Consider the following 19,963-nt stretch of genomic DNA (forward strand, 5'->3'; position numbering starts at 1 on the left):
CAGAAAAAGCATGTTCACTCATCAGCCAGCGTCAGCCCGATCCGTCAGCTTTTGGCGTAGGCGGAGGCCGTGTCCGTCAGCCCGAGCTGCTCCATCAGCAGGGGCGCGCTAGCTCGCGACACTGGAATCTCGACCGGGATGGATCCGATCATGTGCAGCGTCATGCGACCGTCGCTGCGCACAATTTCATCAATATGGGACAGGTTGACGATGTAGCTGCGGTGCACCCGCATGAACAGGTGCGGATCGAGCCGGCTCTCCAGATCCCCAATATTGAGGTTGCAGAACTGACTGCCCTGCGCGGTATGGACCCAGGTGTAGTGCCCCTCGGAGCGGATGTACGAGACGCTTGGCACATCTACCAGCAACACCCGGTTTTGCTTGATGGTGGGTATCTTGCGCAGTTGCCGCTTGTCGCCGCCCTCACGCGTGCCGGGCGAACCGGGCGCAGTGCCGGCTTTCGCCTCCTGGCTGACGACCTCGGTAATGTCATAGAAAACCAGGGTGTAGCCTTTGGTCGCGCCCTGTACATCGCCGATTTTGGACACCTTGATCAGCAGCATCCGATCCGGAATGTTGATCATCATGGCCATGGGCGGGGCATTGTTCACCGGGCACTCGGCCTGTCCCAGCAGGAATCTGACTTTGTGCTGCGCCGACTCGGGATGGAACGACGTCACGATCTTGCCAAAGGGCATCTTGTCCTGCACGGGCAGGCAGCGCCGCGCATAGTCGTTCATCCCCATCACGCGCAATTCCAGGTCGAGATTTACCACACCGACGTCAAATCGCTCCAGCAAATAGAGCCATGAACTCGAAGGTGGTGCAGAAAGGGAATCCATGGGGCAGGTTTTCATCTGATTTGCTAAGTAGTAAGGTTGCAGGCAAATTGTGAGAAGGCAGTTTCGTGCCGGAAAACGGACGCTCATGCAGGTCAGACGCGTTTCGTTCATGGGCCCGGCGGTCGCGTGAAACGGCAGTTAGAGTCACTTTCCTGAGCGGCCTTGTTCATGAAAATGACATTCTTCCCAACCTTTGCAGATTTGACTGAATATTTTGAGGTGACAAGGTCCAGGTTGGCATGGGGTTTCCCCTAGCGCATCATTTTTCATTTGTTGTTGTGAACCGAACGATTGCCATGAACTCACCTTCCCACTGGCTGGCCCGCAGCATCGGCTCCGCCGTCCTGACCCCTTTCGTGCTGGTTGTGCTGGTCGGCGCGACGCTGTGGCTGGCCGGGCAGACCAGTGCCATTGACGCCGGCAGTCACCCGTCTGCCGTCACCTTCCTCGCGCTCGCCGCCGTCGCTGCGGGCTGCGCCGCTCTGGCTTGGATACGTCCGCAACGCGCTGGTCTGTCTCCACCGCACGTCATGCTCTCGCTGGGGTTTGGCGGCATGTTGCTGGGCCTGCTCTACGACTATTACAACGCGGGCCCCGCCCGGCTGGACAGCCTGTGCACCCAGTCCGCGTCGCTGGATTTCGTGGAAAGCATGCAGCTGCACCTTGAGTTTTTGCCCGGCATGCATGCCGGCATGCTGGCTGGCGGGCTGCTGGCGATCCCCAGCCTGCGGTTGATGCGGGCCGATTGCGGGCGCTACCTGTGCTCGCTCTTCGCCCAGAACCTGATGTGCTCCAGCTGGATGCTGATCGGCATGACCGTTGGCGCCTTGTGGCTGTCGCGCTGGCAGGTGGCGGCGGGCATCAGCACTTTGCCAGGGATGTTGGGCGGTATGTTCGTCGGCATGACTTGGGGCATGGTGGTGAGCGTGGCGCTGTACCGTGGTTTCTTTGTCGTGCGCAACCGCGTCCAGATTAAAAAGGTGGCCTGATGGAAAGTCTTGATCTCAGAGTTTTGGGTGACGCGCTGGCCTGGCGAACGGCCGGTCATGCCGTCACGCTCGTCACCGTGGTGCAAACCTGGGGCAGCGCACCGCGACCACCGGGCGCCTTGCTGGCGGTGCGGGATGACGGGGTGGTAAGCGGTTCAGTGTCGGGCGGCTGTGTTGAAGACGACCTGATTGCCCGGACCAAGACCAGTTTAGCCCCCGGGGGCGTGAGCACACCGGCCTTGGCGAAGCCCGCCCTGATCGCCTACGGTGTGACCAAGGAAGAAGCAACCCGTTTCGGTTTGCCGTGTGGCGGCACCTTGCGGCTGGTGCAGGAACCCCTGCTCGACACGGCCTGGATCACGGAGCTGCTGGCGCGCACGGCCGCGCACGAGTTGGTGGCGCGCAACCTGACGCTGGCCACCGGCGCCGTTGTGCTCGCAGACGCGGTGCGCGGCCAACCACTGCAGTTCGATGGCACGACGCTGACCACGGTGTTTGGCCCCCAATGGCGCCTGCTGCTGATTGGCGCTGGTCAGCTGTCGCAGGCGGTGGCGCAAATAGCCCTGATGCTTGACTTCGAGGTGCTCGTGTGCGACCCGCGTGAAGAATATGCCGCCATGCTGGTCGCAGGTGTCAAAGGTATCCGGCGCGTGGAGGGCATGCCTGACGATGTGGTGCGCGAACTGCTACCGGATGCGCACACCGCCATCGTCGCCCTCACGCACGACCCCAAACTCGACGACATGGCCCTGCTTGAAGCCCTCAAATCAAGCGCTTTCTATGTGGGCGCGCTGGGTTCGCGGCGCAATCAGGAGGTCCGCAAGCAGCGACTGGCCGAGCACTTTGACTTGAGCGCGGAAGAGTTGTCGCGCCTGCATGGCCCGGTTGGCTTGGCGCTCGGTGCCAAGACGCCGGCCGAGATCGCCGTCTCCATCGTGGCCGAGATCGTGCAGGTCAAAAATGCCGTGGTGGTTGCAGCGGCAGCGCTCACCACCGCAGGCGGCGGCAGCCTCGCCCTATTTTGATTGGCATGACAATAGGTTCCTAAAAGGAGCTTCATCATGGGACAACGACTGACACAAATTGCCACCCGCACCGGGGATAACGGCACCACCGGACTGGGCGACAACACCCGCGTTTCCAAGGACAGCCGGCGGGTTCACGCCATGGGCGATGTCGATGAGCTGAACTCGAACATCGGCGTGCTGCTGTGCGAAGACATGCCCGCTGACGTGCGCGACGTGCTGGTCGAGGTGCAGCACCAGTTGTTCAACCTGGGCGGCGAGCTGTCGATTCCAGGCTTCGAGCTGCTCAAGCCAGACGCGCTGCTGGAGCTGGACGAGGCGCTGGAAACCTACAACGCCCAGTTGCCGCGCCTGGCCGAATTCATTTTGCCCGCCGGTTCCCGTGCGGCTTCATTGGCGCATGTCTGCCGCACCGTCGCCCGCCGCGCCGAGCGCGCCGTGGTCGCCCTGGGCCAGCAGGACGCGCTGAAAGACACGCCGCGCCAGTACCTGAACCGCCTGAGCGACCTGTTGTTCGTGCTGTCGCGTGTGCTCAACCGCATGAACGGCGGCGACGATGTGTACTGGAAAAGCGAACGCATGACGCGCATGGCGCAGGATGACGCGGCAGAGGCGAAAACCGGGTCCTGAGCCAGACCGCCGCTGCGCTCGTTTGCTATCGAAAAGATAGCTGGTAACGCTTGTGTGGTAAGTGCAAACGGCTAAAAATGCTTGAAAACCCGTGCCTGGGCCTGGCCCACACTGTCCGGCGCCGTCACACCAGATGCAGCGGCTCCTGCAGGGCGCTGACCGGTAGCATCTCGCCGGATTCAAGGTAGCGCGAATGCCACGACAGCGCCTCTTCCAGCAGGTGCGGCGTGTGCTTGCCGGAGGCGCCCGTGAGCGAGCGCTCGAAGTAGTCGCGCAGCGCCGGGCGGAAATCGGGATGCGCGCATTTTTCGATGATCAGCCGCGCCCGTTGCGTCGGCGACAGGCCGCGCAGGTCGGCCAGGCCCTGCTCGGTGACGATGATTTCCACGTCGTGCTCGGTGTGGTCCACATGCGAGGCCATGGGCACGATGCAGGAAATGGCGCCGTGCCTGGCGACCGACGGCGTCATGAAGAACGACAGGTACGCATTGCGCGCAAAGTCGCCCGAGCCGCCAATGCCGTTCATGATGCTTGACCCCATGATGTGCGTCGAGTTGACATTGCCGTAAATGTCGGCCTCGATCATGGCGTTCATGGCGATCACGCCCAGGCGGCGCACCACCTCGGGGTGGTTGCTGATTTCCTGCGGCCGCAACACGATGCGCTTGCGGTAGAAGTCGATGTTCTGGTTGAAGTCGGCCAGCGCGTCGGGGCTGAACGACAGCGCCGTGGCCGACGCCATCGCCAGCGTGCCCGAGCGCAGCATGTCGAGCATGCCGTCCTGCAGCACCTCGGTGTAGGCCGTCAGGTTCTTGAACGGGCCCTTGTCCAGGCCGGCCAGCACGGCGTTGGCGATGTTGCCCACGCCCGACTGCAAGGGCAGCAGCTCGGCCGGCAGGCGGCCGAGTGTGACCTCCTGCTGCAGGAATTCGATGATGTGCGCGGCAATGCGCTGCGAGTTTTCGTCGGGTGCGGCAAAGGCCGAATTGCGGTCGGGCTGGCTGGTCGGCACCACGGCAATCACCTTGCTCAGGTCGCACGTCAGGTAAGCCTCGCCGATACGCTCGCCCGGCTGGGTCAGCGGAATCGGCTGGCGGTGCGGCGGCAGGCGGGTGCCGTAGTAGATGTCGTGCATGCCTTCCAGGCCGGCATTCTGCAGCGTGTTGACTTCCAGGATGATCTTGTCGGCCTGGTCGAGCCAGGTCTTGTTGTTGCCGACCGACGACGACGGAATCAAGCGGCCATCGGGCAGGATGCCGACGACTTCCACCACCGCCACGTCAAGCTTGCCCAGGAAGCCGAACCAGACAAACTGCGCCACGTTGGACAGGTGCATGTCGGTGTACTGCATGTCGCCGGCGTTGATCTGGCGGCGGCAGGTCGGGTCCGACTGGTAGGGCAGGCGCATGTCGATGCCGTGGACCTTGGCCAGCGCGCCGTCGAGTTCGGGCGCGGTCGAGGCGCCGGTCCACAGGCCGATGCGGAAATCCTCGCCGGCCGCATGCAGCTTTTCAATCCGCCGGGCCAGCGCCTGCGGCACCGACTTGGGGTAACCCGCGCCGGTGAAACCGCTCATGCCGACATGGGCGCCCGCCGGAATCAGCGCGGCGGCCTCGTCGGCCGACATGATTTTGGTTCTCAGGGCAGGGTTCTGTACGCGATCGGCGAAAGACATCTGGAAAAACTCCGGGTTGGGGCATGGCGCGGAACCGCGCAGGCAAGTGCCCGGATTTTATCAGTCGATGTGGTTTTGATTAGGGTAAACCCTTAAATTTGGCGCTGCGCCAGGCGCTCCGGCCACTGCCACCCTTCCGGCACAACGCCTTGGCCGGCGCCGGGCAAGCCAGGAAAGACTCATTTATTCATAGCTAAGAATACACGTCCCACCTGCGCAAGAGCCGGTTTTAACCCTTATTTTGGCGCCAGCACCGCCATCGTGATGCGTGACACGCAGGTCAGTTCGCCGGCATCGTTGGTGAGCTCTATTGCCCAGACCTGGGTGCTGCGGCCAATGTGCACCGGCCGGGTGATGCCGGTGACCCAGCCGCTGGTCGTGCCCTTGAGGTGGTTGGCGTTGATGTCCAGACCGACCACGCGATGGCCTGGCAGCGCGCAATAGGCCGCGCCGCAGGAGCCCAGGGTTTCGGCCAGCACCACCGATACGCCGCCATGCAGCAGGCCGTAGGGCTGGATGGTGCGGCTGTCCACCGGCACGCGGGCGCGGATGAAATCGTCGCCGACTTCGAGGAACTCGATGCCCAGGTGGTGGACGGCGGTGTCGGCGTTCGAGGCGGTGAGCAGTTCGACAGAGATGGCTTGCTTCCAGATTCGCATGACGGGTCCATAAAGATAAATGGCCTTCACTATAAGGTGGACACCTACAGCGAATGAGTCCCTTGTCGCGCCCGCGTCTGCTGTGTGCGGCTTAAGCTGCAGCCTATGGCAATGAAACCGGAAATGGCATGACGCGCACCCGCAAATGGCTGCTTGGAGCAGGCATCGCCCTGGGCGCACTGGGCTTGCTTGCCATTGTGCTGGTCCGCCTGGTTCCTTCGGACGAGGAACTCAGGCGGCGCGCTGCGGCCGAACTGGAAGCTGCGCTGGGAGTTCCGGTCAGCGTGGGCGCGCTTCACTGGCAGCTGCTGCCGTCGCTCCGCGTGACAATTGAAAACGTCGTGACAACGCAGAGCCAGCCGATTGAAGTGAAAAAACTCACGGCCTACCCCAACATGGCGGCACTCTGGCAGCGCCGCCTGAAGCTGGACCGCGCCGACCTGGAGGGTGCGGTTCTGCCGCAGCTTTCATTGCGCCAACTGGGTGACAAGACGCCTTCGGAGACGACACAAAAAACGCAAGAACCGCCAGCACCGGGTCAAGCGCAAAAGTCGGGCAAATTGACAGTGGATGACCTGCCGCTGGCGCATGTTGCTTTTCGCGATGTGACCTGGATTTCCCGAACCAACGTCCGGATTGGTTTTGACGGAGAAGCCGATTTTGACGCGGGCTGGCGGCCGCGCACGGCGCAGATTCGCCGCCCGGATGTCACGCCCCCGGCCGATCTGGCCCTGACCCGCCTGGGGCAGGAGGACCGCTGGGAAGCGCGCATCAACCTGGGGGGCGGCACGGCCAACGGCGAGCTTCAGCTGCAATCCGGGGACAGGGGCGGACTGCGCCTGAGCGGAAAATTCCAGCCGCAAGGCATCGAAGTCGACAGTGCGCTGCAGGCGATCAACCAGCCCTCCGTCGTTGCAGGCAAGGCTTCAGGCGAAACCACCTTGTCCGCCAGCGGCGTCACGGCAGGCGAGTTGGCCCGGTCGCTGCACACCACCACGTCCTTCACCATGGGCCGCTCGACCTTGCTGCGTTTTGACCTGGACAAGGCCATTCGCAGCCTGGGGAAAGAGCATGCCGGAAAAACCCCGCTCGATGCCATCACGGGCCAGCTGGACACGCAAAACACCTCGCAAGGCATGGTGGTGAGTCTGAGCCGGCTTAAGACCAGCTCGGGCGCCCTGAGCGCATCGGGCAAGGCGCACATCGCCAACCGGAAGATCGACGCCGAGTTTTCGGTCGATCTGGTCGATGGCGTGATCGGTGTTCCGCTCATGCTCAGCGGTCCTCTGGACAAGGTCCAGGTGTCGGTGCCGGCCAGCGCCCTGGCGGGGGCCGCCGCAGGAACCGCCGTGCTGCCAGGCATCGGCACGGCCATCGGGGCACGCATCGGAGCGGCCATCGGCCGGATACTGGGAGCGGAGCCGGCGGGCGGGCCGCGTCGCCTGGCGCCTGTCGAAAAGTAGTTCGGGCACCACCGGCAGCCCTGCGGCAATGCAGCGGCGCCGCTGGCCCTGCAAGGCCGGCAACCGACGCTTTCGGGCGTGTTTCTGCTAAGCTTCACAGCTTCTTTCGCTCCCATCCATTGCCCGCGACCACCATGCCACAAGCCCAGAACGACTCCAACCCCACCGCGCTGGAGCACGCGCTTGACAAGAACGAAGCCATTCAGGAAGCGGTCGAACAGTCGGCCGCCGAACTGTGCGTGGTCAATGCAGTGCTGACGCAGGAAGTCCCGGCGCACCTGCAAACCGGCGAAGTCGCCCAGGCCATCGAGCGCACCGAGCAACTTGAAAGCCGCATCCAGAATTCGGCCGACGAACTGGCGCAGGTCAACCTGGCATTGAAGGAAGAAATCAGCCTGCGTGCCGACCTGGAGCGCCAACTGGCCTCTGCCCAGGCAGCGCTTGACCAGACGCACGGCCATTCCAAGGCAAAAGACCGTACGGTCCAGGGCTCGGCTGCCCGCTAGCGCACAAGCCGTCTGGCCGGCAACGGCGGCATGCCGCAACCACCGCATTTTTTGCTAGGGTATCAATAGCTGCCGGCGCATACACAGTCTGCGCAGAGTGCCTTTTTGACACTGAAAAATCCGTTTTTGAATCAGCCCGACTGCGCGCTAGCCTGCCCTGGCTATTTCCTGCGGTCCAGCAGCGCGTAAAGCAGGATCGCGCCAAAGGTTGCGGTGCCAATGCCGCCCAGCGCAAACTGGCCGAACTTCAGCGTGAAGTCGCCGGTGCCCAGCACCAGCGTGATGGCGGCAACCAGCAGGTTCTTGTTGTCCGAGAAATCGACCTTGTTGACGACCCAGATCCGGGCGCCGGCCACGGCAATCAGACCGAACACGACGATGCTCACGCCGCCCATTACCGGCAGCGGAATCGCCTGGATCAGCGCACCGAACTTGGGGCTGAAGCCCAGCAGCAGCGCAATCAGCGCCGCAAAGACAAACACTGCCGTCGAATAAATGCGGGTGGCCGCCATCACGCCGATGTTTTCGGCATAGGTGGTCACGCCGGTGCCGCCGGCGCTGCCCGACACCATGGTGGCAATGCCGTCGCCGATGAAGGCGCGGCCCATGTACACGTCCAGGTTCTTGCCGGTCATGGCCGTCACCGCCTTGATGTGGCCCAGGTTTTCCGCCACCAGAATCACCACCACCGGAACGATCAGCAGCATGGCATTGGCGCTGAACACCGGCGCGGCAAAGCCCGGCAGGCCAAACCAGTCGGCATTCGCCATGCCGCTCAGGGCGATGGGCTTGCCCAGGCCCAGGCCGTTGGTCAGCAGCGCATAGATCAGCGACGAGACGATCAGACCGATCAGGATCAGCAGGCGCTGCAGCATGCCGCGCGTCATCACCGCCACCAGCGCCACGCTGACGAAGGTGACCACCTGCATCCACGAATCGAAGTTGCTGGCCGCCATGTTCTTGATCGGAATGCTGGCCAGGTTCAGGCCAATCACGGCAACCACCGCGCCGGTGACCACCGGCGGCATGAGCCGCTCGATCCAGCGCGTGCCCACCAGCTGCACCAGGGCGCCAATGGCCGCATACACCGCGCCGCAGGCGATGATGCCGCCCAGCGCCAGGCCGATGTTGGCATTCGGCCCCTTGCCGGCATAACCCGTGGCGGCGATCACCACGCCGATGAAGGCAAAGCTCGACCCGAGGTAGCTCGGCACCTTGCCGTTGGTGATGACAAAAAAGATCAGCGTGCCGATGCCGCTCATCAGGATGGCGATGTTCGGGTCGAACCCCATCAGCAACGGCGCCAGCACGGTCGAGCCGAACATGGCAATCACGTGCTGCACGCCCATCAGCGCCGTCTGCGGCCAGGGCAGCCGCTCGTCCGGCCCGATGACGCCGCCTTGCCCCAGCACCGCGCTGCTTTTTTCCGTCCAGTCCAGCATGCCCATTGATCGCTCCAGTTTGTAAGTGGGGCAATGCTAAAGGCAATTGGCCGTGCCTGGAATTTTCAGACCAGCGCGGCGCGAAGAAACCGGCTGGCGCCAACCTGCATGCTGGCTGGCAGGACGCCAGCTTCAGCCAGTCGATTGCATGAAGCGGCGGGTGGCGTACAGGCCTGCCGGCGTCCAGTGCAGATCGGACGACATGGCCCGGACCAGCAGTTGCCGTTGCTGTTCAGCATCAAGGCATGCCGCCAGTTCGGCTTTCGGGGCTTGAAGGTCGTGGTCAGGCGCTTCCTCGTGCGAGGTTTCCAGCACCTTCAGCAGGCCCGGATTTGTAACGCCCGCTTGATGCTGCACCAGCCGGGAATGTGCGCGGAAACTGGGGCGACGCCGGCCGGACAGCAACGCGGGTTCGTCATGCGCCTGGCCATCGGCGCTCGCGTCGCCGCGAATCCAGTCATGGATGACCTGCAGTTCATAGGGACTGAACACGCCAAACATTTCGGCCTTGTCGCCCTGCAGCAGTTTCCAGAAACGGCTTTCACCCACCGGCGCATGGCGCTTGATCCATCCGGCCTGCTCCAGCGCCGCCAGAAAAGCCGGAATGCCGTCAGGCTGCGCAAGCCAGTCGTTGACGCTGCGGCCTGCCACCCGGCAGTAGTCGGAATGCGCGCTCTGGCCGGTCAGGCGCTTGCGCGAGAAAATCGCTTCCACCTCACGCTGCATGTCAAAGCCGGCAATCACTTCGGTGGTGCCGACGCCCGCGTTGCTGAGTCGGCTGCCATCGTGTACCCGTTGCCAGAAACCGGCGCTGTCGCCAAAGCGCGGCAGCGTGTCCAGTACCGCCTGCACCGCCCGCTGCGCATGGCCGCTGTCGGCGTTGTCCATGGTGATGTGCAGCGTGAAATAGTACGGGTCGATGCCCGGTTCGTTCAACTCACAGGCCGTGATCAACAGGTGCAGCTGCAGTTGCTCGTAAGCCAGGTTGAAGCCGATGATTTCAGGCAAAAATTCGCTGGCGTTCCATCCCGGGGCGAGCTGCAGCACGCCCTGCGTGTAAAAAGCATCCGGCAGGCCGTGCAGCGGGTTCAGGCCATGGCCTCCAGCAGCTTGCGGTAGAGCAGCACATGGTTTTTCTCGGCGCGGCCTTCACCGGGTTCTTTGACATAGGTGGCGATCAAAACGGTAGGTGTCCGGCTCAAAGAACACCGCACCCGGCTGCGCAGCAAGTTGCAGGTTTCATCCAACAACCCCGCGTCGCGCAGCCATTCCAGTGCATTGCCCGGCAGCAGGCCGGGGGCAAACGGCCGGCTTCAGCCGAACACATCACGCAGGTTGCGCGCGGCAGGGTTGCCGTACCGGACATTCACCCGGTCATGGCTTGCCGGGGGGGATGACTGTGAACCGGTAGCCGGTTTGCTGGAGCCAGCGGCCCGGCAGGACCAGCACGTCGGGAACTGAAAGGGCCATGTGAACCACCACGCCTTGCAGAAAAATCAAACAGTCAATCCACGCCACGCAGGCCCACAGCTGTGTCGGCCGTCCTGCCTGAGCACCGTAGGAAGTTGGCAAGCCTTGACCTCGCACAGCGTTGTGGGGCTGTTGAACTGCTACGCTTGCCGGCTATGAAACCTCTTGTCAAATGGGGCCTGGCTGCCTTGCTGGTAGTGGCCGTGGCTGGCGCGGCGCTGCTGGCCAGCCGGCGCGGCACGCCTGTGCAACTGGTGCCTGTGGCGCGTACCGGCATCGTGCAGTCGGTGGTTGCCACCGGGCGGCTGAATGCGCCGGCGCGCATGGACATTGGCGCTGAAGTCACCGCCACGGTGCTGGAAGTCCGGGTGCGCGAAGGCGACCTCGTCAAGGCCGGCGACGTGCTGCTGCGCCTGTCGGATGCCGAAGCCCGGGCGGCCCTGCAGCAGGCCAGGGCCGCACTGCTGGAAGCGCGCGGCCGCGCCACCCAGCAGGCGACGGTGGCTGCGCCGGTCGCCAGCCAGGCGGTGGTGCAGGCCGAAGCCGCGTTCACCGCCGCCGAGCGCGAACACCAGCGCGCCCGGGACCTGGTGGCGCAGGGTTTCTTTTCGCAGCAAAAGCTCGATGACGCCCGGCGCGCGCTGGACACGGCCAGAAGCGCGCTGCAATCGGCCCGGGTGCAGGCGCAGGCCAACCAGCCCAGCGGCATCGAGCACACATTGGCCGCGTCGCGCATCGACCAGGCGCTGGCGGCGGTCGGCGTGGCCGAGGCGCGGCTGGCCCGGCTGAGCATCACCAGCCCGGTCGATGCCATGGTGCTGACGCGCAGCGTCGAGCCCGGCTCCATGGCCCAGCCCGGCCATGTATTGCTCACGCTGGCCGCGCAGGGCGGCACCCGGATCGACGCCAATGTCGATGAAAAAAACCTCCGCCTGCTGAAGGCCGGCATGCCCGCCAGGGCGGTGGCCGATGCCTATCCCGGCCAGTCCTTCGATGCTCAGCTCAACTACATTGCCCCGGCCATTGACCCGCAGCGCGGCACGGTCGAGGTGCGGCTGGCCGTGCCCCAGCCGCCTGCTTTCCTGCGGCCCGACATGACGGTGTCGGTCGAGCTGGTGGGCGGCCTGAAAAAGGATGCGCTGGTGCTGCCCTCTGGCGCCGTGCGCGATGCCGACCGCGAAGCGCCATGGGTGCTGGCGCTGCAGGACGGTGTGGCGGTGCGCGTGCCTGTCAAGCTGGGCCTGCGGGGTATCGGTTCGGTGGAAATCACCCAAGGATTGAACGAAGGCGACGCGGTGATTCCGCAGACCGAAAAAGCCGTGGCCGGCGACCGCGTGCGGCCCGGCCCGGTGCTCGCGCCCGTCAAGGGCATGGAAACGTCGTCCTTCATTTCTCGCTGAACCGCAAACGTCCACCATGGCCACTTCCCGCCACCGCCCCGCCCTGAGTTCCTGGACCCGCTGGATGCCGTTCGAGTTGCTGGTGGCACTGCGCTTTTTGCGCGAAGGCCGCATGCAAAGCGTGCTGATTCTGGCCGGCGTGACCGGCGGCGTCGCGGTCATCATCTTCCTGACGCAGCTGATCAACCAGCTGCAATCGACCATCATCGACCGCGTGCTGGGCTCGCAGGCGCATGTGGTGATCCGCCCGCTTGAAGAAGTCACCCAGCGCGTCATCACGCCCAGCGAAGGCCGCGCCGTGGCTGCCGTGGTGCAGCCGCGCGACCAGCGCTTGCGCTCGGTCGATCAGTGGGAGCGCATGGCTGGCCTGGCCGCCGCCACGCCCGGCGTGCTGGCGGTGTCGCCGGTGGTCAGCGGCCCGGCCTTCGCATCGCGCGGCAACAGCAACAAGAGCGTCGCGCTGCTCGGCGTGCAGCCCGACGCCTACCGGCGCGTGGTGAAGATGGACGACTACATGACGCGCGGCCGCTTCGACGTGACCGGCAGCAACACGCTCATCGGCGTAGACCTGGCCAGCGACCTGGGTGTGACCGTCGGCGACAAGCTGCGCGTGACCAGCGCCGGCGGCCGCAGCGAAACGCTGGACATCACCGGCCTGTTCGACATGGGTAACCGCGACCTGAACCGGCGCTGGGTCTTCGTCACGCTCAAGCTGGCGCAGACGCTGCTGGATCTGCCCGGCGGCGTGTCGAACATCGACGTCACGGTCAAGGACCTGTTCGGCGCCAACCAGGTCGCCGACGCGTTGCGCGCCCAGACCGGCCTGACGGTGGACAGCTGGATGCAGACCAATTCGGGCCTGCTCAACGCGCTGAGCAACCAGACCGTGTCGAACAACCTGATCCGCAGCTTTGTCATCATCATCGTGGCGCTCGGCATTTCCAGCGTGCTGGTGGTCAGCGTGGTGCAAAAGCAGCGCGAAATCGGCATCTTGCGGGCCATGGGCACGGGGCGGCGACGCATCATGACGGTGTTTTTGCTGCAGGGCGGGCTGGTCGGGCTGGCCGGCTCGGTGCTGGGCTCGGCGCTGGCCTTCGGCCTGCTGGTGGTGTTTTCGCACGTCTTCAAGAGCCCCGACGGCGGCTCGCTGTTTTCCGCGCAGCTCGACCCGATGCTGGTGCTGCTGGCGTCGGTGGTGGCCTGCGGCGTGGGGCTGGCGGCAGCGGCGATACCGGCGCGCAGCGCGGCGCGCATGGACCCGGTGCAGGCGATTCGGGCGTGAGGGTTTGGTGTCGGGTAGGGTGGCCTTGATCGGTTCCAGTTATCCCGTCCGGTGCTTGAGCGAAGGCAATGCAGCGATCGCTGACGGTGGCGAAGCGCACCAATGTCGTGGCGCTATCCATGTTACGGTCAGCCAGAGCAGGGGAATGTCACGGATTGAAAGTCAAATTTTGGGGGTGTTGCAGACTTGCTGCGTGTGCTCACGTGTAGCGCAAACAATGATTTAGCTGGTAATCGATGGGGCTCAACGAACCGTTTGAGCCTTTGACAAAGCTGCAAGCTGCTCGACGATTGGTCGAGTTTGAGCTCCAAGTGCAACGCTCGATACAAGCGGGCGGGGGTGTGGTGGTCGCCTTGGCTGTCGAACTGTTCGGCACTGACAGACAGAGTTCCACCAGGTGGGGTATTGTCAAACTCTTTTTTCCTGACCACAGAGAGCTCACCATGACACTCATCCAACGTAGAACAGCGCTGCTGCTGGCTGGTTCACTGGCCGTGGGCGGCGTCCTGGCGCAGGCGGGCGCACCGGTGCGCGTGGGTTCCAAAATCGACACCGAAGGCAAGTTGCTGGGCAACATGATCGTGCTGGCGCTGGAGGCCAATGGCATCAAGACCGAGAACAAGAGTGGCTTGGGCAACACCAAGGTGATGCGCGGCGCCCTGACCGCCGGTGAGATTGACCTGTACCCCGAGTACACCGGCAACGGCGCCTTCATCTTTGGGGAAGAGTCCAACCCGGCCTGGAAGGACGCCAAGGCGGGCTACGAGCGCGTGAAGGCGCTGGACTTTGAGAAGAACAACATTGTCTGGCTGGCGCCCTCGCCTGCCAACAACACCTGGGCGATTGCTATTCGCAAAGATGTCGCCGCCCCAAACAAGCTGAAAACACTGGACGACCTCGGCCAGTGGCTGGGCAAGGGCGGTCAGTTCAAGCTCGCAGCCTCGGCCGAGTTTGTGGAGCGATCGGACGCACTGCCTGCGTTCCAGACCGCCTACAACTTCAAACTCAAGCCAGACCAGTTGTTGACGCTGGCCGGCGGCGACACGGCAGTGACGATTCGCGCAGCGGGTGAAAAAACCTCGGGCGTGAACGCCGCCATGGCTTACGGCACCGACGGCGCCGTAGCCGCGCTGGGTCTGGTGATTCTGGACGACCCCAAAGGCGTGCAACCCATTTACGCCCCGGCGCCGATTGTTCGCGAAGCCGTCCTCAAACAAAACCCCAAGATCGCAGACGCCCTTGCTCCGGTATTCAAGCTGCTGGACGGCCCCACGCTGCAAAGCCTGAACGCCAAGATTCAGCTTGAAGGCCAGGACGCCCGAAAAGTGGCCTCAGACTTCCTGAAGTCCAAAGGGCTGTTGAAGCAAGCCCAGCGTTAACGCCTCGCTGAGGCCAGCATGACCGTGGATAGCTCCCTGAACTCAGGCGTCCCGCTCGGCTGGCGCCCAGCTCAAGCAGCGCTCTCACTGACGGCGGTGGGCGCTTTGCTGGGTCTGCCCTTGGTGCGGGTGGCCCCGAACCGGCTGGTGACGGGTGAGTCGGTCTCGTTTTTTTCGCTTGTTCAAGGCCCGGCCTGGGCATTGGCAGCCCTGTTAACGAGCCTCATATTGTTCTCCATGGTGCCCGCAAAGCGGGTCAGCCTTTGGCTCACCGTAGCAACGGCCACCGCGCTGGTGGTGGGCCTGGGGGCATTGGCCGCCAGCCATGCGAGCCAAGTGGTGTCGGCGGACACGCCGTTTGGCCGCACCTCGCTGGGCAGCGGCCTGTGGCTGGCCTGGCTGCTGTTGGGCTTGGTGCTGGCCGACGCCATGCAAGCGCTGCGCGCGGGCACGCTGACCCGCCTGGGCGTGGCCGCCGCCAGCTTGCTGCCGCTGGCATTTTTGCTGGCCAGCGGCGCCGCAGATGATTTGTCCATCATGAAGGAGTACGCCAACCGCGATGACGCCTTCTGGGAAGCCATTGCGCGCCATGGGCAGATCGTGGCGCTGGCGCTTTTTTTCACCCTGGTCATTGGCTTGCCGCTGGGTTGGGCCACGCACCGCTACGCAGCCGCTGCACCGGCCCTGTTTCCGGTACTCAACATCATTCAAACCATTCCGTCCATTGCGCTGTTTGGCCTGTTGATGGCGCCGCTGGCCTGGTTGGCTGCAAGCTGGCCAGCGCTGGGCCGCGCAGGTATCAGTGGAGTGGGTTTGGCACCCGGAGTCGTGGCGCTCACGCTGTACAGCCTGCTGCCGGTGGTGCGCGGCACGCTGGCCGGGCTGGCGCAGGTACCTTCGGCGGTCACGCAGGCGGCGCAGGGCATGGGTTTTTCCGATAGCCAGCTTTTTTGGCAGGTGCAGGTGCCTCTGGCGCTGCCCGTGGTGCTGAGCGGTGTGCGCACGGCCAGCATTCAGGCTGTGGGCCTGGCTGGCGTGACGGCATTGATTGGCGCAGGCGGCCTGGGCAGCCTGATGTTTGAAGGCTTGTTCAGCAGCGCCCAAGACCTGGTGTTGCTGGGCGTGGTGCCCATCGTCGTGCTGGGCGCGCTGGTGGACGGTGTGTTCAAAGGGCTGATCACGCTGACCCGCCCGGCCACAACTTCCGGGGAGTCCGCGCATTGATCGACATTAAAAACGTGTCAAAAACTTATGCCCATGCGGCTGACGCCCCCAGGGCGCTGGACGATGTGAGCCTGCAGATCGGACGCGGTGAGCTGGTGGTGTTGATTGGCGCCTCAGGCTCGGGCAAATCGACCCTGCTTAAAATGATCAACCGCATGGAGCAACCCGATACCGGCACCGTGACGATGGACGGCCAGAACATTGCGGAGCAGCCGGTGCGCGACTTGCGCCTGCGCATGGGCTACGTGATTCAGTCGGTGGGGCTGTTCCCGCACTGGACGGTGGCGCGAAATATCGGCGTGGTGCCAGCCATGCTGGGCTGGCCGCCCGAGCGCATTGCCACCCGCGTAAGCGAGTTGTTGACCCTGTTTGACCTGGACCCGGCCACCTACGGCCCCCGTTACCCGCACCAGTTGTCTGGCGGCCAGCAACAGCGCGTGGGGGTAGCGCGCGCGCTGGCCGGCGACCCAGAGGTGCTGCTGATGGACGAGCCCTTTGGCGCGCTCGACCCGCTCATTCGCGCGGCATTGCAAGACGAGGTGAAGCGGATTCACCAAGCGTCTGGCAAGACCATCGTCATGGTGACACACGACATTGACGAGGCACTGCGACTGGGCACCCGGATTGTGCTGCTGGAGCAGGGCCGCATCGCGCAGGTGGGCACGCCGCTGGCGCTGCTGAGCCAGCCCGCCAACGCCCGGGTGGCCGACTTTGTAGGACGCAGCGACGTCGGCATCAAACTGCTGTCGCTGCAAAGCGCGGGCAGTCTGGCGCGCGCCGGGTCGGCGCAGACCGGCCCCAGCCTGGCAGCCAGCGCAACGCTGCGCGAAGCCGTCTCCTTGCTGGCCTTGCACGGCTGCTCTGCGCTCAACCTGCTGGACGACGCGGGCGCCCACGCCGGGGTTCTGCACGCGGCCGACCTGTTTAATCGATCCGCCACAGCAGCCCACGTACGGGCAGATGGCAAGGCGACCCATGCTTAAGCCGCGCCATGCCTGGTGGCGTGACAGGCTGCTTTGGGCCGTGCTGTTATTGGCGTTGCTGGTGGTGGGCCTGCCGCACAGCGAGCCGCTGTTTGCCAGCCTGTTTCCCCAACTGGAGCGCCCGGTGTACCGCCAGGAGCCGTTCACGCAACTGCTGTGGCAGCACTTGCTGCTGGTGGGTGTGTCAGGCGCGGCGTCGGTGCTGGTGGGCACGCTGGCCGGGGTCTGGGTGACCCGGCCCGGAGGCAAAGCCTTTCGGCCGGTGGTGGAAACGCTGGTGTCCATGGGGCAAACGCTGCCGCCGGTGGCGGTGCTGGCGCTGGCCGTGCCAGCGTTGGGGTTCGGCGAACTGCCCGCCTTGATGGCCCTGGCGTTGTATGGCTTGCTGCCGGTGGTGCAGGCCACGATCACAGGCCTGGAAGCCGTGCCAGCCCCGGTGCAACAAGCAGCCAACGGCATGGGGTTCACGCCGTGGCAGCGCCTGAGTCAGGTGGAAGGGCCGCTGGCCTTGCCGGTGTGGCTGTCTGGCGTGCGCACCTCGGTCATCATCAACATTGGTACGGCAACCATTGCCTCCACCGTGGGGGCCAAAACGCTGGGCTCACCGATCATCGTGGGCTTGAGCGGTTTCAACACCGCCTATGTGCTGCAAGGCGCCATCGTGGTCGGCATGCTGGCCGTGGTGGTGGACATGGGGTTTGAGCGCTTGGCACGGCGCGTGGAATGGGCGCACTGAGCATCAATCAACCGGCGCCCGAATGCGGGCCACGGGAACTGCGGCGACTTACCTTCTGCCGCGGCGCATAGAGGTGACGGAAACCATGTGTGACTGGGCGCTGGGCCGCAGCCCAGCTAGAACACTGATCAGTCGCGATTGCTTCTTTTCCTGCGGCTTGAAAAGCATGTCGCCGACCGAGACGCCGAGATGCGCGAAGAACACTGTCATCTCTTGCCAGGATGGTCCTCAAATAGAAACGCGAGAAGGTTTGATCGCCAAGGCTGTGTTGCGTTTTCATATCCCGGACCTGTTCCAGGTGATTCTTCAGCCCTTATGAAGGAGTCGCTTTATGTTGAATCATTCGATCACAAATTTGGCCAGATTCGCTACCTGCAATTCACCGCACATGCCAAATCCACTTTCGTCCATCGCGCTGGCAGATTAAGGTATCGAGCTGCTCGCATTTGGGTTGGTTCATGGCATGGCCAGTCGAGTTCGTTGGATGTGCTTGCCCGTTAGGCATCGAGTGACTGCTCTGCGGTTCAGGACCGATAGCCAGCTTCGGGTCGAGAGCACCAGCTCAACTTGAATCCATCTGGTCGTTCGCCGCCGGTCCGCTGTTAACGGTGGCCGAGCACCCGGTCTTGATCGTGAAGCGGTCATGCGCAAGGCCTACGGTCGGATGACTATTGACGGCCTCTGCTGTTGTCCAGGCGCTCAACCTCGAGTGACTCCGTTCAGCCTTTGGCAGCCCTTCAACCCACAAAGCCGAAAAGCCGAAAAGCCGAAAAGCCGAAAAGCCGAAAAGCCGAAAAGCCAGATTCTGACCAGTTCAACGCCTGTACAGCGGCGGGCTTCAGACACCACATGCCAGGACCCGGCCATCAAAACGCATGCGTTCGCAATCGATAGCGTACGAACACCCCTCTGCCCCCAATCCTGCGCCTGGCCAGAGCCGGTATCGAAATCGAAATCCGGGGTGCAATACGGCAGCTTGTCGCGAGGCGGGTCGCCATGGATTCGCCGCCGTCATCCGGCCGGATTACTCGTTTTCGAACAGACTTCCTATGTTGAGTAACGCATACGCAATTTCAGGCCGCTGCTCCAGGCTGCGCTTGAGGGCTGCCGGGATGGCCTGGCGCGTTTTTCGGCACAGACCGGGCTGTTCATGCACCAGGACCGTGATGCCGCGAAGGTTGCGGACTTCTTTGTGGCTGGCCTGGATGCTCAGCCGGATGCCGAGTTGATGTTCCATCCGCGTCTGGATATGCCGCAGATCGCTGAGGCTGCCTAAATTTTCCAGCCGGTGCAAAAGCCGCTTCTCGTCCTCTCGGGTCAGGCGTAACACGCGCAGGTCGCCACCTGGGTTTGCCAGCAGGGCATCGCGCCCGCAGTTGCAGGTGCCGGGCGGGCATTCGGTGCGCAAGGGGAAAAGGGACTGGTCAGTGGTCATGGCATCAGGGAAATTGCCCTCCATTTTCACCGCTGGCGATGTTCTGGCTGGCCGCGTGGAGGGTGCAAGCACAATAGGCCGGTCGCATGACCCCTCCACCCGTCCCATCCTGCGCCCAATGAAACCAATCGTCACCGTTCTCATCGCTGCCAGCCTCGGGCTGAACTCCTTCTTCGCCTACCGTTTGTGGTTCCCGCCGGTTGCAGTACAAACCACCCATGACACGCAGGATGTGGTGGTCATGCGAACGCCCGGAGGACTGCTGGAGGTGAGCATGATCAGCGCAGAGGAGCGATTCGATTCGACCACCGGACATACCGTTCTTGGCGTGCCAGTTGGTAACACCGTGGCCCAAATCAAGGTGCCAACCGTCTATCGCTATCACATCCCGCTGGCCAAGGACTGGGACTTCCGGATTTCAGGTCGTACGCTCATCGTCGTCGCACCCCCAGTGCGGCCCTCACTGCCGGTGGCAATCGATACGGGAAAGCTTGCGTCCTTTTCGAGCGGCATTTGGTCGCCAATCACCGGAACGGATGCCGTTGGCGCGCTCCAGAAGTCCATCACCCTCAAACTCGCGGAGAAAGCGGCTTCGCCGCAGCTGCTCCTGCTGCAGCGCGAAGCAGCCCGGCAGACTGTCAGTGAATTTGTGCAGAAGTGGGTCGTCGACCAGCCGCGTTGGAAAGGTGTCAAGCCGCCCACGGTGTTTGTCTTTTTCGAAGACGAGCCGCTGGGCCGAAAGGCCATCCCGCTTCTCTCCGAGGCACCCTGACGACCGACGGGACGCTTCTGCAGGGACTTTCCACAAGCGCAAGAAACCGAT

19 protein-coding genes are annotated in these 19,963 nt (G+C 63.8%); 12 read left to right on the plus strand and 7 right to left on the minus strand.

What is annotated here, in order from left to right; all coding sequences use genetic code 11:
• Window positions 1-44: 44 nt before the first annotated feature.
• Window positions 45-842 (minus strand): PAS domain-containing transcriptional regulator, encoded by a 798-nt coding sequence (locus tag GZ092_RS01860; protein WP_293634020.1) that lies wholly within the window; start codon window positions 840-842, stop codon window positions 45-47.
• Between the two features lie 296 nt (window positions 843-1,138).
• On the opposite strand from GZ092_RS01860, the gene GZ092_RS01865 reads away from it, so the two are divergent.
• The 3 genes from GZ092_RS01865 to GZ092_RS01875 are packed head-to-tail and all read left to right on the plus strand — an operon-like array spanning window position 1,139 to window position 3,486.
• Window positions 1,139-1,831 (plus strand): hypothetical protein, encoded by a 693-nt coding sequence (locus GZ092_RS01865; protein ID WP_293634021.1) that lies wholly within the window; start codon window positions 1,139-1,141, stop codon window positions 1,829-1,831.
• Complete coding sequence (locus GZ092_RS01870; RefSeq protein WP_293634022.1) at window positions 1,831-2,856, plus strand: XdhC family protein; 1,026 nt, start codon at window positions 1,831-1,833, stop codon at window positions 2,854-2,856. Before GZ092_RS01865 ends, GZ092_RS01870 begins: the two co-directional genes overlap by 1 nt.
• A 36-nt stretch (window positions 2,857-2,892) precedes the next feature.
• Entirely contained in the window at window positions 2,893-3,486 is a 594-nt protein-coding gene (locus GZ092_RS01875) for a cob(I)yrinic acid a,c-diamide adenosyltransferase (RefSeq protein ID WP_293634023.1), read from the plus strand.
• A 124-nt stretch (window positions 3,487-3,610) separates the two neighbouring features.
• On the opposite strand, the gene GZ092_RS01880 is transcribed toward GZ092_RS01875, so the two are convergent.
• Both GZ092_RS01880 and GZ092_RS01885 read right to left on the minus strand, forming a co-directional pair.
• On the minus strand, window positions 3,611-5,161 hold the full coding sequence (locus tag GZ092_RS01880; RefSeq protein WP_293634024.1) for an acetyl-CoA hydrolase/transferase family protein: 1,551 nt from the start codon (window positions 5,159-5,161) through the stop codon (window positions 3,611-3,613).
• Between the two features lie 236 nt (window positions 5,162-5,397).
• Window positions 5,398-5,820, minus strand: coding sequence for a hotdog fold thioesterase (locus GZ092_RS01885; protein WP_293634025.1), 423 nt, complete (start codon window positions 5,818-5,820; stop codon window positions 5,398-5,400).
• A gap of 128 nt (window positions 5,821-5,948) precedes the next feature.
• Here GZ092_RS01885 and GZ092_RS01890 point away from each other — a divergent pair, with 128 nt between their 5' ends.
• Entirely contained in the window at window positions 5,949-7,283 is a 1,335-nt protein-coding gene (locus tag GZ092_RS01890) for an AsmA-like C-terminal region-containing protein (protein WP_293634026.1), read from the plus strand.
• A 134-nt stretch (window positions 7,284-7,417) separates the two neighbouring features.
• Entirely contained in the window at window positions 7,418-7,789 is a 372-nt protein-coding gene (locus GZ092_RS01895; protein WP_293634027.1) for a hypothetical protein, read from the plus strand.
• A gap of 161 nt (window positions 7,790-7,950) precedes the next feature.
• Here GZ092_RS01895 and GZ092_RS01900 read toward each other — a convergent pair whose 3' ends face one another.
• The 3 genes from GZ092_RS01900 to GZ092_RS01910 form a co-directional block, all read right to left on the minus strand.
• Window positions 7,951-9,237 (minus strand): solute carrier family 23 protein, encoded by a 1,287-nt coding sequence (locus GZ092_RS01900; RefSeq protein WP_293634028.1) that lies wholly within the window; start codon window positions 9,235-9,237, stop codon window positions 7,951-7,953.
• 126 nt (window positions 9,238-9,363) lie between these two features.
• The gene (locus GZ092_RS01905) at window positions 9,364-10,278 is read right to left on the minus strand and encodes an iron-containing redox enzyme family protein (protein ID WP_363254169.1); all 915 of its coding nucleotides are present in this window, start codon (window positions 10,276-10,278) and stop codon (window positions 9,364-9,366) included.
• 327 nt (window positions 10,279-10,605) lie between these two features.
• Window positions 10,606-10,803, minus strand: coding sequence for a hypothetical protein (locus GZ092_RS01910; protein WP_293634029.1), 198 nt, complete (start codon window positions 10,801-10,803; stop codon window positions 10,606-10,608).
• A 53-nt stretch (window positions 10,804-10,856) separates the two neighbouring features.
• Here GZ092_RS01910 and GZ092_RS01915 point away from each other — a divergent pair, with 53 nt between their 5' ends.
• The 6 genes from GZ092_RS01915 to GZ092_RS01940 all read left to right on the plus strand — a co-directional run bounded on the left by GZ092_RS01915 (window position 10,857) and on the right by GZ092_RS01940 (window position 17,705).
• On the plus strand, window positions 10,857-12,101 hold the full coding sequence (locus GZ092_RS01915; RefSeq protein ID WP_293634030.1) for an efflux RND transporter periplasmic adaptor subunit: 1,245 nt from the start codon (window positions 10,857-10,859) through the stop codon (window positions 12,099-12,101).
• Between the two features lie 16 nt (window positions 12,102-12,117).
• Window positions 12,118-13,383, plus strand: coding sequence for an FtsX-like permease family protein (locus GZ092_RS01920; RefSeq protein WP_293634031.1), 1,266 nt, complete (start codon window positions 12,118-12,120; stop codon window positions 13,381-13,383).
• Between the two features lie 443 nt (window positions 13,384-13,826).
• Window positions 13,827-14,762, plus strand: a complete 936-nt coding sequence (locus tag GZ092_RS01925) for an ABC transporter substrate-binding protein (protein ID WP_293634032.1) — start codon at window positions 13,827-13,829, stop codon at window positions 14,760-14,762.
• 237 nt (window positions 14,763-14,999) lie between these two features.
• Window positions 15,000-15,986 (plus strand): ABC transporter permease, encoded by a 987-nt coding sequence (locus tag GZ092_RS01930; RefSeq protein WP_293634033.1) that lies wholly within the window; start codon window positions 15,000-15,002, stop codon window positions 15,984-15,986.
• Complete coding sequence (locus GZ092_RS01935) at window positions 15,983-16,969, plus strand: ABC transporter ATP-binding protein (RefSeq protein ID WP_293634034.1); 987 nt, start codon at window positions 15,983-15,985, stop codon at window positions 16,967-16,969. The genes GZ092_RS01930 and GZ092_RS01935 overlap by 4 nt, the downstream gene beginning before the upstream one ends.
• Complete coding sequence (locus tag GZ092_RS01940; protein WP_293634035.1) at window positions 16,962-17,705, plus strand: ABC transporter permease; 744 nt, start codon at window positions 16,962-16,964, stop codon at window positions 17,703-17,705. Before GZ092_RS01935 ends, GZ092_RS01940 begins: the two co-directional genes overlap by 8 nt.
• Window positions 17,706-18,729: 1,024 nt before the next feature.
• Here GZ092_RS01940 and GZ092_RS01945 read toward each other — a convergent pair.
• Entirely contained in the window at window positions 18,730-19,140 is a 411-nt protein-coding gene (locus GZ092_RS01945; protein ID WP_293634036.1) for a hypothetical protein, read from the minus strand.
• Window positions 19,141-19,258: 118 nt separating this feature from the next.
• On the opposite strand from GZ092_RS01945, the gene GZ092_RS01950 reads away from it, so the two are divergent.
• Entirely contained in the window at window positions 19,259-19,912 is a 654-nt protein-coding gene (locus GZ092_RS01950) for a hypothetical protein (RefSeq protein WP_293634037.1), read from the plus strand.
• Window positions 19,913-19,963 lie beyond the last annotated feature (51 nt).

This window comes from Polaromonas sp., from assembly GCF_010365105.1.
In the GTDB taxonomy this organism is placed as follows: domain Bacteria; phylum Pseudomonadota; class Gammaproteobacteria; order Burkholderiales; family Burkholderiaceae_C; genus Polaromonas.